This is a genomic window from Curtobacterium sp. MCSS17_016 (assembly GCF_003234255.2).
Classification (GTDB): Bacteria; Actinomycetota; Actinomycetes; order Actinomycetales; family Microbacteriaceae; genus Curtobacterium; species Curtobacterium flaccumfaciens.
Window position 1 is genome coordinate 2,027,243 of record NZ_CP126254.1, and the last position, 12,813, is coordinate 2,040,055.

The window sequence follows — 12,813 nt, forward strand, 5'->3', positions numbered from 1 at the left end:
GCGGACCCGACCTCTTCTGCACCCGAAGTGCGCGGCGCTACCGGTGGATGGGGGAGACGGGCACCGAGTCGAGCGTGAACACCGGGATGCTCGAGGTCACCGGTGCCGGCTCGACGGCCGCGGGGATCGTCACGCCGTGCGCCGCGAGCTTCGCCTCGGTCTCGAGCGCGGAGACGGGCTGTCCGACGGTGGCGTAGTGCCCGATCGGCACGACCGAGTGCACGACGTTGTGGCCGTAGACGTGCACGAGGTTGAACGACTGCGCACCGTCTCGTCCGCGGGTGCCGCCCTGGAACTCGGTGAGGTCCTGGGTGTAGCAGGTGGCGCTGGCGACGGAAACCGGGATGCCGGCGAACACCGCACTGGTGGAGTAGTGCAGGTGCCCGGCGATGATGGCGAGGACGTCACTGCCCTCGACGACCTCGGCCAGGGCCTGCTGGTCGCGGAGCTCGACGAGGACGGTGAGGTCCTGGACACTCGGCACCGGCGGGTGGTGCATCGCGAGGATGGTGCCGTGCGGCGCGGCCTCGGACAGGACCTCGGCGAGCCAGTCGAGCTGCTCGGGGGAGACCTCACCGTGGTGGTGACCCGGCACGCTCGTGTCCAGGGTGATCACGCGGAGACCGTTGACGTCGTAGACGAAGTCGACCGGGCGGTCGGTGGGCTGCAGGCCGAAGAGCTCCTGGCGGAAGGCACCGCGCTCGTCGTGGTTGCCCATGGCCCAGATGACCTGTGCACCGATGCGCTGCGCGGCCGGTTCGAGGATCTCGCGGACGCGGGCGTACGCTCCCGGCTCGCCCTTGTCGGCTACGTCGCCGGTGACGACGATCGCTTCGGGACGCGTGCCCGAGGCTTCGATGTCCGCGACGATCTGCGTGAGCCGAGCGGCGGAGTCGACAGCGCCGTACAGGTTGCGGTCCCCGGAGACGAGGTGCGTGTCGCTGAGGTGGAGGAGGAAGTGGTTCGGCCTGGGGTGTTCGGCCGTCCGGCTGTCCATCGGGGTCTCATTCCGTTGGCGGATGCGTGGTGCAACACGTTGCCACACCGTCCTGGACGAGTCCAGCACGCGAGAGTGAACCAGCCGTGAACTGGGGGCGGCGTTTCGCGGTGTGGACGAAGAAACCCCCGCCACTTCGTGACGGGGGTTGCTTCGTGCGCTACCGATCAGTGATCGCCGGGGCCGACCTGGGGAGCCTGGTGGCCACCCTCGAGGTTCGGGCCGTGGTGCGCGGCGTGTGCTGCCTCGAGTTCTGCCTTCGAGACCGGCTCGATGCGGTCTTCGAAGAAGAAGCGGGAGACGCCGGCGCGGACCTTCTGCAGACCCGTGATCTTGCCCTTGGCGTTCGGGCGGATCATCAGCGGCTTGTACTCGTTGAACTGCAGGAGCTTCCAGCGCTCGTACTCGTCGAGCTGCTCGTGCACCTCGATGTACTCGCCGTGGGGGAGTCGGACGATGCGGCCCGACTCGTAGCCGTGCAGGACGATCTCGCGGTCCTTCTTCTGGAGGGCGAGGCAGACACGCTTCGTGATCCAGAAGGCAATGAACGGACCGAGGACGGTCGTTGCCTGGATCACGTGGATCACGTGTTCGATCGACACCAGGAAGTGCGTCGCGATGATGTCCGACGAGGCTGCTGCCCAGAGGCTGGCGTAGAGCGTGATGCCAGCGGCACCGAACGCCGTGCGCGTCGGGGCGTTGCGCGGGCGGTCGAGGATGTGGTGCTCACGCTTGTCGCCCGTGACCCACGCCTCGATGAAGGGGTAGAGCAGGATCGCCAGGATGAGCAGCACCAGGACCGCGATCGGCGCCAGGATGTTGAACGACACCGTGTAGCCGAACCACACGACCTCCCAGTGCGGCGGGACCAGTCGGAGCGCGCCGTCGGCGAAGCCGATGTACCAGTCGGGCTGGGTACCGGCGGAAACCGGGGAGGGGTCGTACGGGCCGTAGTTCCAGATCGGGTTGATCGTGAACAGCGACGCGATGAGGGCCAGGATGCCCGCGACGATGAAGAAGAACCCACCGGCCTTCGCGGCGAACGCCGGGAGGATCGGGACACCGACGACGTTCTCGTTGGTCTTGCCCGGACCGGCGAACTGCGTGTGCTTGTTGATCACGACGAGCACGAGGTGGACACCGAGCACCGCGACGAGGATCGCCGGCAGCAGCAGGATGTGCAGCGTGTACAGCCGGCCGACGATGTCGGTCCCTGGGAACTCACCACCGAACAGCAGGTAGGCGATCCAGACGCCGATAACCGGGACACCCTCGATCATGCCGACGATGATCCGCAGACCGTTTCCGGAGAGCAGGTCGTCGGGGAGCGAGTAGCCGGTGAAGCCCTCGGCCATGGCGAGGACCCAGAGCAGGAAGCCGAAGACCCAGTTGAGCTCACGCGGCTTGCGGAAGGCACCGGTGAAAAACACGCGGGCCATGTGCAGCATGATCGACGCCACGAACAGCAGGGCTGCCCAGTGGTGGACCTGGCGGACGAAGAGCCCGCCGCGGATGTCGAACGAGATGTCGAGCGTGGACTGCAGGGCCGTCGACATCGCCACGCCCTTGAGCGGGACGTACGAGCCGTTGTAGACGACCTCGGTCATGGACGCCTGGAAGAAGAACGTCAGGAAGGTCCCGGAGAGCAGCACGACGACGAAGCTGTACAGCGCCACCTCGCCGAGCATGAAGCTCCAGTGGTCCGGGAAGATCTTGCGGCCGACTTCCTTGACGAGGCCCGAGATGCTGGTGCGCTCGTCGATGTAGTTGGCGACCCCGCCGATGATGCGGGATCCGCGCTCCGGCGCCGGCTTGTTCGTCGACGTGTTCGGTGCGGTGGTGGTGGTGCTGGTCATCAGCGTTCACGCTCCCAGAAGGACGGTCCGACCGGCTCGTGGAAGTCGCTCTGGGCAACCAGGTAGCCGTCGTCGTCGATCGCGATCGGAAGTTGGGGGAGGGGGCGTGCTGCCGGACCGAAGATGACCTCGCAGTTGTTCGAGACATCGAAGGTGGACTGGTGGCACGGGCACAGCAGGTGGTGCGTCTGCTGTTCGTAGAGCGCGACGGGGCAACCGACGTGGGTGCAGATCTTGGAGTACGCGACGATGCCGTCGTAGCCCCAGTTCTCGTGGCCCTTGGACGGGTTGAGGTCCTTCGGGTCGAGACGCATGAGGAGGACGGAGGCCTTGGCCTTCTCCTCCAGCATGTGCTCGGACTCGAGCATGCCCTCGGGGATGACGTGGAACACCGAACCGATGGTGACGTCGGAGGCCTTGATCGGCAGACCCGTCGGGTCCTTCGTCAGGCGCAGGCCCTGCTTCCAGAAGGTGTGGCGGAGCAGCTCGTTGGGGTCCTCGGCCGGAGCGAGGTCACGGACCAGGACGATGCCGGGGAGCGGGAACGCGGCCAGGGCACCGATCATCGAGTTGCGGATCAGCTTGCGACGGCTGAAGCCCGACTCCTTGTCGGCGAGCTGGAACGCCTCGACCGCCTTGGCGCGGGTCGCGTCGGTGCCGCGGGTGCCGTGGCGGAGCTCGGTGATCTCACGGTCGACGACCAGGGACTTCGACCAGTAGACGGCGCCGAGGCCGAGGGCGAGGAGCGCGAGGGCGATCGACAGGCCCAGGAAGAGGTTCGCGGTGCGGACCGTCCCGAAGTCGCTCGGGTCGATCGGGAAGGCGACGTACGCCGCGATCGACAGGACGCTGCCGACGATCGACAGGTAGAAGTACGCGGCGACCTGGCGCTCGGCCAGACGCTGCTTCTTCGGGTCGACGTCGGTGCGACGCGGGCGGTGCGGCGGCTCGCCCGGGTTCTCGAACGGGTCGACGGGGAGGACCGCGATCCCGGGGGAGGTGGTCGTGCCGTGCTTCTCGACAGCCGAGGACGAGTTCAGCGTCTCGTCGTCGTGCTCTGCCATGGTGTTCCCTTCAGTGTCGTTCGACACGGACGATCAGTTGGACTTCGCGGTCAGCCAGACGGTCATCGCGACGACCGCGCCGAGTCCGAAGATCCAGATGAACAGACCCTCGGCGACCGGCCCCAGGGAGCCGAGTGCGAAGCCACCGGGGGACTTGTTGTCCTGCACGTACTTGAGGTACGTGATGATGTCGGCCTTCTGCTCCGGCGTCAGGTTCAGGTCGTTGAAGACCGGCATGTTCTGCGGGCCGGTGAGCATGGCCTCGTAGATGTGCTTGCCGGAGACCGTCTCGAGGTTCGGGGCGTACTTGCCCTCGGTCAGCGCACCGCCGGCGCCGGCCACGTTGTGGCACATGGCGCAGTTGATGCGGAACAGCTCGGCGCCTTCGGCGGCGTCGCCGTCCTCACCGTTGGTGAGCTCGGTGGACGGGACCGACGGGCCGGGGCCGAGGGAGGCGACGTACTGCGCGAGTGCGTCGACCTGCTCGTCCGTGAACTGCGCGGGCTTCTCTTCGGCCTGCGGGCCCTGAGCGGCCATCGGCATGCGGCCGGTGCCGACCTGGAAGTCGACCGACGCGGCGCCGACACCGATGAGGGACGGGCCCTCGCTCGTGCCCTGCGCGGAGAGACCGTGGCAGGTGGCGCAGTTCGAGGCGAAGAGCTTCTCGCCCTCGTTCACCTGCGACTGGCTCGAGGCGGCGACGGTGTTCGTGCTGTCGTCGGCGTTCGCCGTGGAGCTGAACAGTGCGTACGCGCCACCGGTGGTCATGAGACCCACGACGATGAGCGACACGGTCGCCATCGGTGAACGGCGGCCCTTCTTGGACTTGGTTCTGTTGAACATGTGCTGGGGGGTGTCCAGTTCCTACTTGAGAAGGTAGATGACGGCGAAGAGGAAGATCCACACGACGTCGACGAAGTGCCAGTAGTACGACACGACGATGGCGGTGGTCGCTTCCTTGTGGCCGAAGTTCTTGGCGGCGAAACCGCGGCCGAGCGTCAGCAGGAAGGCGATGAGGCCACCGGTCACGTGGAGCCCGTGGAACCCGGTGGTCATGTAGAACGCCGAGCCGTATGCGCTGGAGGAGAGCGTCACGCCCTCGTGCCAGAGGTTGGCGTACTCGAAGATCTGGCCGCAGACGAAGATCGCACCCATCGCGTAGGTGACGAAGAACCACTCCGTCATGCCCCAGTGGCGCGGGTTCCAGCTCGTCCGGTGCACCTGGAAGCGCTCCGCGGCGAACACGGCGAACTGGCAGGCGAAGCTGGACAGCACCAGGATGATCGTGTTCACGGAGGCGAAGGGCACCTCGAGCTTCGCGGTCTCGGTCGCCCAGAGCTCAGGGGACGTGCTGCGGAGCGTGAAGTAGATCGCGAACAGGCCGGCGAAGAACATGACCTCGCTGCCCAGCCACACGATCGTCCCCACGGCCACGGCGTTCGGCCTGTTGAGGGCCGGACCGCTGGCTGATCTGGAGAGAGAGGTGCTAGTCACGTCCTCCATTATGGCCGAAACCCCCGACAGTGTTTTCGCAGGAGACTGGCGGGTCTCTCGAATTCACTACGATCGAGCCATGCCTGACGCACTTTCTTGGCCAGCAGTGATCAGCGCGCTCATGGCGCGCGAGGACCTGACGATCAGGCAATCCACATGGGCCATGGAGGAGATCGTGCACGGGCGCGCCACCCAGGCACAGATCGCAGCCTTCGCCGTGACGCTCCGCGCGAAGGGCGAGACCGTCGACGAGGTCGTCGGGTTCCGCGACGCGATCCTGGACGCCGCTGTTCCGCTCGACGTCGATCCGATGGCGCTCGACATCGTCGGCACCGGCGGCGACGTGGTCGGCACCGTGAACATCTCGACCATGGCGGCCATCGTGATCGCCGCCGCCGGGGTCCCCGTCGTCAAGCACGGCAACAAGGCAAGCTCGTCGAAGTCCGGGTCGAGCGACGTGCTCGCCGCCCTCGGACTCGATCTCACGATGGACGCCGCGCGTGTCGCGGACACCTTCCGGCGTGTCGGGCTGACCTTCGCCTTCGCCAACGCGTTCCACCCCGGTTTCGCCCACGCAGGCCCGGTCCGGCGCGAGATCGGCGTGCCGACGGTGTTCAACTTCCTCGGCCCGCTGGTCAACCCCGCACGGTGCGAGGCCAACGCCGTGGGGGTCGCCCAGCTCGACCTCGTCCCGATCATCACGGGTGTGTTCCAGACGCGCGGCGCGACGGCCCTCGTGTTCCGCGGCGACGACGGACTCGACGAGCTGACCACCACCGGGCACAGCCACATCTGGGAGGTCACCGGGGGCCGCGTGACCGAGCACGACCTCGACCCGCGGGACCTCGGCATCGCCCGCGCACGCACGGAGGACCTGCTCGGCGGCGACCCCGAGCACAACGCCGGAGTCGTCCACCGGGTGCTCGCGGGGGAGACCGGACCCGTCCGCGACATCGTCCTGCTGAACGCCGCGGCCGGCCTCGTCTCGTTCCGGCTGGCCCAGGACCCGAACGAGTCCGACCGGCCGATCCTGCAGCGCTTCCGCGAGCAGCTTGTCGTCGCCGCCGAGGCGGTCGACTCCGGCGCCGGTGCGCGCAAACTGGCTGATTGGGTCGGCGCAGCCCCCGCCGCGTAATCCACGCCGACCCCGCGCACCGTGCGCGGCGCGTCACCCGGTGCGAGCCTGACAGCCCGGTGCTGCGCCACGAGCGCGCACCCGGCAGTCACCGCTGCACCCGGTCAACAACACCGCACCGTGCCGTGCCTGCCACCCCGTGCCGGACCGGAGGGCCGTGGCGGGCCCGCCCCGCGCCTCCAGTCCGCACCGTGCGCGGTCCGCGATCCCGTGCCACCCCAGCGCGAGCCGCACCGTGCGCGGTGCGTCACCCGGTGCGAGCCTGACGGCTCGGTGCTGCGCCACGGGCGCGCACCAGGCGGTCAGCGCTGCACCCGGTCAACAAGACCGCACCGTGCCGTGTCGGCAACCGCCCGACCACCGCACCAACCGACCAGCCGACCGCGACCGACCCGCAGGAGACGCAACGCACAGGAGGCCCGGTGCCGGTTCCTGGAACCGGCACCGGGCCTCCCGTCGGTGCGTTCAGTGCACGCGGTCAGCGTGCGCGTGCTTCGTTACTGCACGTCCTCGTCGACCCAGTCGAAGGTCTTCGTGACGGCCTTCTTCCACAGGCGGAGCGTGCGCTCGCGCTCGGCGGCGTCGAGCTGCGGCTCCCAGCGCTTGTCCTCCTGCCAGTTGGCACGGAGCTCGTCGAGGTTGGCCCAGAAGCCGACCGCGAGACCAGCGGCGTAGGCCGCACCGAGCGCCGTCGTCTCCGCGACGACCGGACGGACGACCGGCACGTTGAGCATGTCGGCCTGGAACTGCATGAGCTCGCTGTTGGCGGTCATGCCGCCGTCGACCTTGAGCTCGGTCAGGTCCACACCGGAGTCGGCGTTGACCGCGTCGAGGACCTCGCGGGTCTGCAGCGCCGTCGCCTCGAGGGCGGCACGCGCGATGTGGCCCTTGTTGACGAAGCGGGTGAGGCCGACGATCGCACCGCGGGCGTCGGGACGCCAGTACGGCGCGAAGAGCCCGGAGAACGCCGGCACGAAGTACACGCCACCGTTGTCCTCGACGGTCTTGGCCAGGGCCTCGACCTCCGGGGCGCTGCCGATGAGACCGAGGTTGTCGCGGAGCCACTGGATGAGCGAGCCCGTGACGGCGATCGAACCCTCGAGGGCGTAGTGCGTCTCCTGGTCGCCGAGCTTGTAGCCGACGGTGGTGAGCAGGCCGTTCTCGGAGCGGACGATCTCGGTACCGGTGTTGAAGATCAGGAAGTTACCGGTGCCGTAGGTGTTCTTCGACTCGCCCTGGTCGAACGCGGCCTGACCGAAGGTCGCGGCCTGCTGGTCGCCGAGGATGCCGGCGATCGGGACCTCGCGCAGCAGGCTCGAGGACTCGACGTGGCCGTAGACCTCGGAGGAGCTGACGATCTCGGGGAGCATCGACTTCGGCACGCCGAAGTCGGCGAGGATGTCGTCGCGCCACTGCAGCGTCTCGAGGTCCATGAAGAGCGTGCGGGACGCGTTCGTGACGTCGGTCTTGTGCACGCCGCCGTCGATGCCACCGGTCAGGTTCCAGAGGACCCAGGTGTCGGTGGTGCCGAAGAGCAGGTCGCCCGCCTCGGCCTTCTCACGAGCACCCTCGACGTTCTCGAGGATCCACATGATCTTGGTGCCGGCGAAGTAGGTCGCGAGCGGCAGGCCGACGATGGCCTTGTACTTGTCGGTGTCGCCGTCGGCGAGCTTGTCGACGAGCGCCTGCGTGCGGGTGTCCTGCCAGACGATCGCGTTGTAGATCGGGTTGCCGGTGGTCTTGTCCCAGACGACGGCGGTCTCGCGCTGGTTGGTGATGCCGACGGCTGCGACGTCGTGGCGCGTGATGTCGGCACGCGACAGTGCCTGACCGATCACCTCGCGGGTGTTGTCCCAGATCTCGGCGGGGTCGTGCTCGACCCACCCGGCGCGCGGGAAGATCTGCTCGTGTTCCTTCTGCCCGGTCGAGATGATCGAACCGGAGTGGTCGAACACGATTGCTCGGGTCGAGGTCGTGCCCTGGTCGATGGCGACGATGTAGTCGGCCATTGGTGCTCCTTACGGGTGTGTTCGGTGCGGGTGCGTGTTCGGTCGTGCGGAACGGCCGTCCACGCCTTCGGGGTGGGGGTGGGTCAGCTGACGATGGGCAGCAGGGCGTAGGACAGCCCGGCGGCGAGGGCGCCACCGATCAGCGGTCCGACGACCGGCACCCAGGCGTAGGCCCAGTCGCTCGAGCCCTTGCCCTTGATGGGCAGGAAGGCGTGCGCGATGCGGGGGCCGAGGTCACGGGCGGGGTTGATGGCGTAGCCGGTGGGGCCACCGAGGCTGACACCGATCGCGATCACGAGGAAGGCGACGGGGATCGCGCCGAGCGATGCCGGCGTCTGACCGTTCGAGAACGCGATGACGACGAAGACCAGCACGAAGGTGCCGATGATCTCCGTGACGAGGTTCCAGCCGTACGACCGGATCGCGGGGCCGGTCGAGAAGACGCCGAGCTTGGCGGCCGCGTCGGGCTCCTCGTCGAAGTGCTGCTTGTAGGCGAGCCAGACGATGACCGCACCGATGACGGCGCCGATCAGCTGGGCGAGCCAGAACAGGAACATCTCGCCGACGGTGATGTTGCCGAGGATCGCCTGCGCCAGGCTGACCGCGGGGTTGAGCTGTCCGCCGGACTTGTAGGACACGGTGACACCGGCGAAGACCGCGAAGCCCCAGCCGATCGTGACCATCAGGAAGCCGGCTCCGAAGCCCTTCGACTTCGCCAGCGACACGGCGGCGACGACGCCGCCACCCAGGATGATGAGCATCGCCGTACCGACGAGCTCGGACAGGAACTTGACGCCGATGTCGTCCATCGGTGACCTCCAGTGCGTGAGGTGGGGGTCCGGCCGTGCTGCGCCGCACTCCCCGTTGAGTGATTGAGGCCAACCATAGTGACGACGCTCACGGCCGGGTGGTGAATTCGTGAGCGAAATGCGGCATCGTGCACGAACGTGCAGGACGAGTGTCCCCTGCACGATCCCGAGCCGGTGGCGCGTCCTCGGCGCACTGCACGAACGTGCATCGGGAGCGGACGGCCGCCCGTGCCGTCGATGTAGATTGGGCCCACTCCGGTCGACGACGCGCGGTGTGACCGCCACGGTTCGACCCCGTACCCGTGGAGGCACCGCATGAAGAAGCTCATCAACGACCCGCAGGCCGTGGTCGAGGAGACCGTCCGGGGCTTCGCCCGGGCACACGCCGGACACGTCGTCCTGGTCGAGGACCCGATCCACCTGCACCGCGCTGACGCACCCGTCGCCGGCAAGGTCGGGATCGTCAGCGGCGGTGGCAGCGGCCACGAGCCGCTGCACGCCGGCTTCGTCGGGTACGGCATGCTCGACGCCGCGGTGCCCGGCCCGGTGTTCACGAGCCCGACGCCCGACCCGATCGTCGCCGCGACGAAGGCCGTCGACGGCGGTGCGGGCGTGCTGCACATCGTGAAGAACTACACCGGCGACGTGCTCAACTTCGAGACGGCCGCCGAACTCGCGGCGATGGACGACGTCCGCGTCGAGTCCGTCGTGGTGGACGACGACGTCGCGGTGCAGGACTCCCTGTTCACCGCCGGACGTCGCGGTGTCGCCGGGACCGTCGTGGTGGAGAAGTGCGCCGGCGCCGCCGCCGAGCGCGGGGACGACCTGGACGCGGTCGCCGCCGTGGCCCGGCACGTCAACGACGTCACGCGGTCGATGGGGCTCGCACTGGCATCGGGAACCGTCCCGCACGCGGGGGAGCCGTCGTTCGTGCTGGCCGACGACGAGGTCGAGCTCGGCATCGGCATCCACGGCGAGCCCGGCCGCGAGCGGATCGCGATGGCACCGGCGGACGAGCTGGTCGACCGCGTGCTCGAACCGATCCTGACCGACCTCGACGCCCCGGCCGGGTCGTCGCTGCTGCTCCTCGTGAACGGCATGGGCGGCACCCCGCTGTCCGAGCTCTACATCGCGTACCGACGCGCCGCCGAGGTCCTCTCGGACCGCGGCCACCAGGTCACGCGTAGTTTGGTCGGCGACTACGTCACGTCCCTCGAGATGCAGGGGTTCTCGCTCACCGTCACGGTGCTCGACGACGAACTCACGGCCCTCTGGGACGCCCCGGTGGAGACCCCGGCCCTGCGCTGGGGACGCTGACCGAGCGCGACTGCAACTGCGACCGCGACCGCGACCGACCACGGCCGCTCGACCACCGGACCACGACACCGGGCCACCGGGCCCGACACACGAAGGGAACCGCATTGGCGCTCGACACCGCATGGGCCATCGACTGGGTCCGTCGCACCGCCGCGACGATCGACGAACACCGCGCCGAGCTCGTCACGCTCGACCGTGAGATCGGGGACGGCGACCACGGCGAGAACCTCGACCGCGGGTTCCGGGCCGTGCTCGAGGCCGTCGACTCCGGGTCCTTCGACACCCCGGGTGCCGTGCTCAAGACCGTCGCGACGAAGCTCATCTCGACCGTGGGCGGGGCGGCCGGCCCGCTCTTCGGCACCGCCTACCTGAAGGCGGCGCAGGCCGCCGGTGACGCGGCCGAACTCGACGCGGACACCCTGGTCGCCGTCCTCACCGCCGCCCGCGACGGGGTCGTGTCCCGTGGCAAGGCCGCGGTCGGCGACAAGACGATGGTCGACGCGTGGAGCCCCGCGGTCGACGCCGCAGCAGCGGCCGCCGGTGCCGGCGACGACCCGAAGGCCGTGCTCAGCGCAGCAGCCGACGCCGCCGCGCAGGGTGCGGCGGACACCGAGCCGCTCGTCGCCCACAAGGGCCGCGCGAGCTACCTGGGCGACCGCGCGATCGGGTACCGCGACCCCGGTGCGCAGTCGACCGCGTACATCCTGCGCGCAGCGGTGGACGCAGCGTGACCGTCGGCATCCTGGTCGTCTCGCACAGCGCGGCGATCGCGACGGGCACCGTCGAGCTCGCACGGCAGATGGCCGCGGACGTGCCGCTCGTCGCCGCGGGCGGCACGGACGACGGCGGCATCGGCACCTCGTTCGAGGCGATCACCGCCGGCATCGAGGAACTCGCCCAGGCGGACGCCGTCGTGGTCCTGTGCGACCTCGGCTCCGCCTACCTGACGACCGACACCGCGCTCGACTTCCTGGACGACGACGTCCGCGCCCGCGTCCACGTGTCGCAGGCCCCGTTGGTCGAGGGAGCGGTGGCCGCTGCGGTCGCCGCCCAGACGGGCGGCGGCGCCGACGCGGTGCTGGCCGCCGCGGCATCGGCCGCGGGTTCCGAGGCGGACGCGAGCACCGCCTCCCGTCCGTCCGGTGACCAGCCTGGAGGCACGGGGCCGGCCGACGGGACTGCCTCCGTCGGCGACGCGGCCGGCTCCGACCGCGTGAGCGCGTCGGTCGAGCTGGTGAACGAGACCGGGCTGCACGCCCGGCCCGCCGCGGAGTTCGTGAAGACGGCGGCGAAGTACGACGCGAGCGTGCACGTCAACGGCGTGGACGCGAAGAGCCTGCTGGCGATCATGGCCCTGGCGCTGCCGAAGGGTGCGACGGTGTCGATCGACGCGACCGGACAGGACGCGCAGGCCGCGGTCGACGCCCTCGTGGAACTGGTCCGGTCCGGCTTCGGCGAGTGACACCGCCGCCAGGGGAGTGACGCCGCCGCCGGGGGAGACCCCGGCGGCGGTGCCCGCCCCGGTCAACGGATCGAGATCGTCCCCGCCAGGTCGAGGTCCGAGGGGCCGCCGGTGACCCCGGCGTCCGCGAGCAGGGTGGCACCGAACACGGCGCTCCAGAACGTGCGGGCGTCCCGGGCGACACCGCTCGGGCTCGTCCAGCCCTGGTCGGCGACGACGCGCTCCAGGTAGCGCTCGGACTGCCGGAACAGCACGGCCAGCAGCAGCCGCACGCGCTCACGCTGCGCCGGGTCGTCCCCGGCAGCGCCGAGCGCGCGGACCACGAGCGGGGTCGACGGCATCGCGAGGGCGGTGCGGGCGAGGACCTGCCGGAACGCCTCCGCCGAGCGGGCACGACGGCCGGCCGCCTGCAGTCGCGTGGTGTCGCGGAGGAACAGCGCGAACGCGGCGTCGAGCACCAGGCGGTCCTTCGAGCCGTAGTGGTGCGTGATCTGGTTCGGGTAGACACCCGCGGCCCGGGCGACCTCGCTGACGGTGACGCTCCGAGCGCCCGCGCTGAGCAGTCCGGCCGTCGCGGCGAGGATCCTCGCCCGTGTCGCCGCGCCGCGTGCCGTGCCGGAGCCGTCCACCGTGGTTGCCATGTCTGAATTGTACGTGGTACAACTCAACT

12 protein-coding genes are annotated in these 12,813 nt (G+C 69.4%); 4 read left to right on the forward strand and 8 right to left on the reverse strand.

Annotated elements, in window-relative coordinates:
* Positions 1-37: 37 nt before the first annotated feature.
* From DEJ19_RS09655 to ctaE, 5 genes are all read right to left on the reverse strand, one after another.
* Entirely contained in the window at positions 38-997 is a 960-nt protein-coding gene (locus tag DEJ19_RS09655) for a phosphodiesterase (protein WP_071403836.1), read from the reverse strand.
* Positions 998-1,164: 167 nt separating this feature from the next.
* Positions 1,165-2,853: a cytochrome bc1 complex cytochrome b subunit gene (gene qcrB, locus DEJ19_RS09660; protein ID WP_071403835.1), complete on the reverse strand. Its 1,689-nt coding sequence runs from the start codon at positions 2,851-2,853 to the stop codon at positions 1,165-1,167.
* Entirely contained in the window at positions 2,853-3,917 is a 1,065-nt protein-coding gene (gene qcrA, locus DEJ19_RS09665; protein WP_027465615.1) for a cytochrome bc1 complex Rieske iron-sulfur subunit, read from the reverse strand. The genes qcrB and qcrA overlap by 1 nt, the downstream gene beginning before the upstream one ends.
* A 33-nt stretch (positions 3,918-3,950) precedes the next feature.
* Positions 3,951-4,760, reverse strand: coding sequence for a cytochrome bc1 complex diheme cytochrome c subunit (gene qcrC, locus DEJ19_RS09670; RefSeq protein ID WP_071403834.1), 810 nt, complete (start codon positions 4,758-4,760; stop codon positions 3,951-3,953).
* 21 nt (positions 4,761-4,781) lie between these two features.
* The gene (gene ctaE, locus DEJ19_RS09675) at positions 4,782-5,420 is read right to left on the reverse strand and encodes an aa3-type cytochrome oxidase subunit III (RefSeq protein WP_027465617.1); all 639 of its coding nucleotides are present in this window, start codon (positions 5,418-5,420) and stop codon (positions 4,782-4,784) included.
* Between the two features lie 70 nt (positions 5,421-5,490).
* Here ctaE and trpD point away from each other — a divergent pair, with 70 nt between their 5' ends.
* A complete protein-coding gene (gene trpD, locus DEJ19_RS09680) occupies positions 5,491-6,546 on the forward strand; it encodes an anthranilate phosphoribosyltransferase (RefSeq protein WP_111030102.1) in 1,056 nt (351 codons plus the stop codon).
* Between the two features lie 497 nt (positions 6,547-7,043).
* Here trpD and glpK read toward each other — a convergent pair whose 3' ends face one another.
* Complete coding sequence (glpK, locus tag DEJ19_RS09685) at positions 7,044-8,555, reverse strand: glycerol kinase GlpK (RefSeq protein WP_111232712.1); 1,512 nt, start codon at positions 8,553-8,555, stop codon at positions 7,044-7,046.
* 83 nt (positions 8,556-8,638) lie between these two features.
* The gene (locus DEJ19_RS09690) at positions 8,639-9,364 is read right to left on the reverse strand and encodes an MIP/aquaporin family protein (protein WP_111232711.1); all 726 of its coding nucleotides are present in this window, start codon (positions 9,362-9,364) and stop codon (positions 8,639-8,641) included.
* A 315-nt stretch (positions 9,365-9,679) separates the two neighbouring features.
* On the opposite strand from DEJ19_RS09690, the gene dhaK reads away from it, so the two are divergent.
* The 3 genes from dhaK to dhaM all read left to right on the forward strand — a co-directional run bounded on the left by dhaK (position 9,680) and on the right by dhaM (position 12,143).
* Positions 9,680-10,681 (forward strand): dihydroxyacetone kinase subunit DhaK, encoded by a 1,002-nt coding sequence (dhaK, locus tag DEJ19_RS09695; protein ID WP_071403831.1) that lies wholly within the window; start codon positions 9,680-9,682, stop codon positions 10,679-10,681.
* A 104-nt stretch (positions 10,682-10,785) separates the two neighbouring features.
* Positions 10,786-11,412, forward strand: coding sequence for a dihydroxyacetone kinase subunit DhaL (gene dhaL / locus DEJ19_RS09700; protein WP_111039347.1), 627 nt, complete (start codon positions 10,786-10,788; stop codon positions 11,410-11,412).
* Positions 11,409-12,143, forward strand: coding sequence for a dihydroxyacetone kinase phosphoryl donor subunit DhaM (gene dhaM, locus DEJ19_RS09705; RefSeq protein WP_111232710.1), 735 nt, complete (start codon positions 11,409-11,411; stop codon positions 12,141-12,143). The genes dhaL and dhaM overlap by 4 nt, the downstream gene beginning before the upstream one ends.
* A 62-nt stretch (positions 12,144-12,205) precedes the next feature.
* Here the strand turns inward: dhaM and DEJ19_RS09710 are convergent, their stop codons facing one another.
* A complete protein-coding gene (locus DEJ19_RS09710; protein WP_111232709.1) occupies positions 12,206-12,784 on the reverse strand; it encodes a TetR/AcrR family transcriptional regulator in 579 nt (192 codons plus the stop codon).
* Between the last annotated feature and the right edge of the window lie 29 nt (positions 12,785-12,813).

Coding starts and splice junctions, on each gene's coding strand:
- qcrB (WP_071403835.1), bottom strand. CDS start 2,853: ATGACCAGCACCACCACCACCGCACCGAACACGTCGACGAACAAGCCG.
- DEJ19_RS09710 (WP_111232709.1), bottom strand. CDS start 12,784: ATGGCAACCACGGTGGACGGCTCCGGCACGGCACGCGGCGCGGCGACA.
- ctaE (WP_027465617.1), bottom strand. CDS start 5,420: ATGGAGGACGTGACTAGCACCTCTCTCTCCAGATCAGCCAGCGGTCCG.
- trpD (WP_111030102.1), top strand. CDS start 5,491: ATGCCTGACGCACTTTCTTGGCCAGCAGTGATCAGCGCGCTCATGGCG.
- glpK (WP_111232712.1), bottom strand. CDS start 8,555: ATGGCCGACTACATCGTCGCCATCGACCAGGGCACGACCTCGACCCGA.
- qcrC (WP_071403834.1), bottom strand. CDS start 4,760: ATGTTCAACAGAACCAAGTCCAAGAAGGGCCGCCGTTCACCGATGGCG.
- DEJ19_RS09690 (WP_111232711.1), bottom strand. CDS start 9,364: ATGGACGACATCGGCGTCAAGTTCCTGTCCGAGCTCGTCGGTACGGCG.
- dhaK (WP_071403831.1), top strand. CDS start 9,680: ATGAAGAAGCTCATCAACGACCCGCAGGCCGTGGTCGAGGAGACCGTC.
- qcrA (WP_027465615.1), bottom strand. CDS start 3,917: ATGGCAGAGCACGACGACGAGACGCTGAACTCGTCCTCGGCTGTCGAG.
- DEJ19_RS09655 (WP_071403836.1), bottom strand. CDS start 997: ATGGACAGCCGGACGGCCGAACACCCCAGGCCGAACCACTTCCTCCTC.